Source organism: Isoptericola sp. NPDC060257 (assembly GCF_042726645.1).
Classification (GTDB): domain Bacteria; phylum Actinomycetota; class Actinomycetes; order Actinomycetales; family Cellulomonadaceae; genus Isoptericola; species Isoptericola nanjingensis.
Map to the genome: position 1 here is coordinate 1 of NZ_JBHXAW010000430.1, position 2,293 is coordinate 2,293.

The 2,293-nt window shown below is 70.4% G+C and carries 4 protein-coding genes and 3 tRNA genes; 6 read left to right on the forward strand and 1 reads right to left on the reverse strand.

The annotated features are described in order from the left end of the window. Positions 1-98: 98 nt before the first annotated feature. The 5 genes from ACFWEK_RS20920 (at position 99) to ACFWEK_RS20940 (ending at position 1,374) form a co-directional block, all read left to right on the forward strand. Positions 99-171: transfer RNA gene (locus ACFWEK_RS20920), tRNA-Glu, on the forward strand. 148 nt (positions 172-319) lie between these two features. Next, positions 320-393, forward strand: a tRNA-Asp gene (locus tag ACFWEK_RS20925). Positions 394-443: 50 nt separating this feature from the next. Then, positions 444-519 (forward strand) — tRNA-Phe (locus ACFWEK_RS20930). Positions 520-643: 124 nt separating this feature from the next. Next, on the forward strand, positions 644-1,060 hold the full coding sequence (locus ACFWEK_RS20935; protein ID WP_430548396.1) for a phage holin family protein: 417 nt from the start codon (positions 644-646) through the stop codon (positions 1,058-1,060). Continuing rightward, positions 1,057-1,374, forward strand: a complete 318-nt coding sequence (locus ACFWEK_RS20940) for a DUF3618 domain-containing protein (protein WP_430555290.1) — start codon at positions 1,057-1,059, stop codon at positions 1,372-1,374. The genes ACFWEK_RS20935 and ACFWEK_RS20940 overlap by 4 nt, the downstream gene beginning before the upstream one ends. A gap of 46 nt (positions 1,375-1,420) precedes the next feature. On the opposite strand, the gene ACFWEK_RS20945 is transcribed toward ACFWEK_RS20940, so the two are convergent. Then, entirely contained in the window at positions 1,421-1,627 is a 207-nt protein-coding gene (locus ACFWEK_RS20945) for a BldC family transcriptional regulator (protein WP_079575713.1), read from the reverse strand. A 397-nt stretch (positions 1,628-2,024) separates the two neighbouring features. Between ACFWEK_RS20945 and ACFWEK_RS20950 the strand changes: the two genes are divergently transcribed. Then, positions 2,025-2,225, forward strand: a complete 201-nt coding sequence (locus ACFWEK_RS20950; RefSeq protein ID WP_430548394.1) for a DUF3073 domain-containing protein — start codon at positions 2,025-2,027, stop codon at positions 2,223-2,225. Positions 2,226-2,293: the final 68 nt, after the last annotated feature.

Here is a 2,293-nt window from a genome sequence, read left to right on the forward strand (position 1 = left end):
CCTCGAACTCCTCGCGCGTCATCTCCACCACGGGCCCCATCCTCGCCCACGGACGGGCGAGGGCCGTCCCTGCCGGCTGGGTATGCTTGCCGGGTCCAGCCCCCATCGTCTAGCGGCCTAGGACCCCGCCCTTTCACGGCGGTAGCACGGGTTCGAATCCCGTTGGGGGTACTCCGCGGGGACGCCGGCAGCATCGGCAGCCCCGCAGAACGGAGCGTTCTTGCTGGTCAGGATCCGATTTCAAGATCCCGGCGAGCATGGGGTACGCTTCTTCTCGGCTCGAAACGAGCTTCCTCGGTGGGAGTCCACTCCCCACCATGGCCCTGTAGCGCAGTTGGTTAGCGCGCCGCCCTGTCACGGCGGAGGTCGCGGGTTCAAGTCCCGTCAGGGTCGCGCATGATGCGCCCGGTTCGTCGGAAACGGCGCCCGGGCGTTCGTGTCCAGGCTCTGTAGCTCAGTTGGTAGAGCGTTCGACTGAAAATCGAAAGGTCACCGGATCGACGCCGGTCGGAGCCACCATCGAGACCCCCACGCCCAGGGCGTGGGGGTCTCGTCGTCTTTCCGCCAGGAATTGCCTGGACCAGCAGGGACGGGTTGAGTGGGACCGCACGGACGATCACCTCACGCAGGATCGGAGCAGCCGATGACGGACTGGGACGACGGGCGCACGCCGCCCGCCGAGCAGCCACCCTCCATGGGGCGGCTCGTGGAGCAGCTGTCGGAACAGACGACACGGCTCGTGCGCGCGGAGGTCGCGCTCGCCAAGGCCGAGATGACGGAGAAGGCGAAGCGTTCCGGCATCGGGATCGGGCTCATCGCCGCGGCCCTCGTCGTCGTGCTCTACGCGGTGGGCGTCCTCATCTGGGCCGGGATCACGGGCCTCGCAACGGTCTGGCCGCTGTGGCTCTCCGCGCTCGTCGTCGGGGTCGCCATGCTGCTCGTCGCCGGCCTGGCCGCCGCGATCGCGGCGGGCCAGCTCAAGAAGGCGGCCCGGCGGCCCGAGACGATCGACCGGGTCAAGGAGGACGTCGAGACGATCAAGAAGGGGGTGCGCCGGTGACCGAGCCTACGACGCCCGAGAACAGGGCCCCGGCCCCGACGGCCCGCGAGCTCGAGGACGAGGTGGCGCGCACCCGCGCGGACCTCGCCGCGACCCTCGACCAGCTCGCGACGCGCCTCTCGCCGAAGTACCAGGCGAACCAGCTCGCGCGGGCGACCAAGCAGGCCGCCGGCGACGCCGGCACGTTCGTCACGGGAGGCGGGCTCCCCGCCACCGACCCCCGCCGCAAGCGCAACGCGCAGGTGCTGATCGGCGCCGCGGCGGCAGGGCTGGCGGTGGTCGTGATCGTCGTCGTGCGCGCGCGGCGCCACTGAGCGCCCCCCGCGCTCGGGCGGCGCCGCAGCGCCCCCTGGGGGCGCCCTACTTGTCCGGCGTCGCCTCCTCGGAGGCGGCGCCGAGCAGCGCGCGCACCTCCGACTCCTTGTAGCGGCGGTGACCACCGAGCGTGCGGATCGACGAGAGCTTCCCCGCCTTCGCCCAGCGGGTCACGGTCTTCGGGTCGACGCGGAACAGGCTGGCCACCTCGGCAGGCGTCAGCAGAACCTCGGAGTCTCCGTGGAGCGACATCCCCTGCACCTCCTGGTACGGACCGGCCCGGGCGGCGCCCGGTGTGCGGACACGGTCTCGCTCATCCATTGTGTGCAGAAAGCGGGATTGAGGCGACTTGGGAGCCGGATGAAATCGTCCGGATCGTCCTGGCATGGACCGAGTCGTGCTCGTGCGTCCGTTCTGCCGGGCGTCGGCCGCCTCCGGACCGCTCCGCGCACCGATCGGTCTCGTGACCTGAGACACCATCCGACGAGGATCACCCGCTCCCACGTCCGTCGATGCGCGCGGCACGTGTCGCGGAGTGGAGGGAATGGCGCGCGAGCATGTACCGTTGGGGTCTGAACAGACTACTTACGCACGGGGCCGCCGTCACGGACGGCGCAAGCCCCGCTCCTACGTTGAGGGGGTCTCAGCCATGGGCCGCGGCCGTCAGAAGGCAAAGCAGACTAAGGTCGCTCGCGAGCTGAAGTACTACAGCCCCGAGACGAACTACCACGCGCTCGAGCAGGAGCTCAGGGGCGGCGAGGGCAGTCGCACGGATGTCGCCACGGAGGATCGCTTCTCCGACGACGACGAGTACGACAACCGATACAACTCCTGGGGCGACGAGCGCTGAGTCCCCAGCGTCGGACCCGTTGACCCACGGGTTCCGGCGCCGCGCGCGAAGGGCCGGACGGCAGCAGC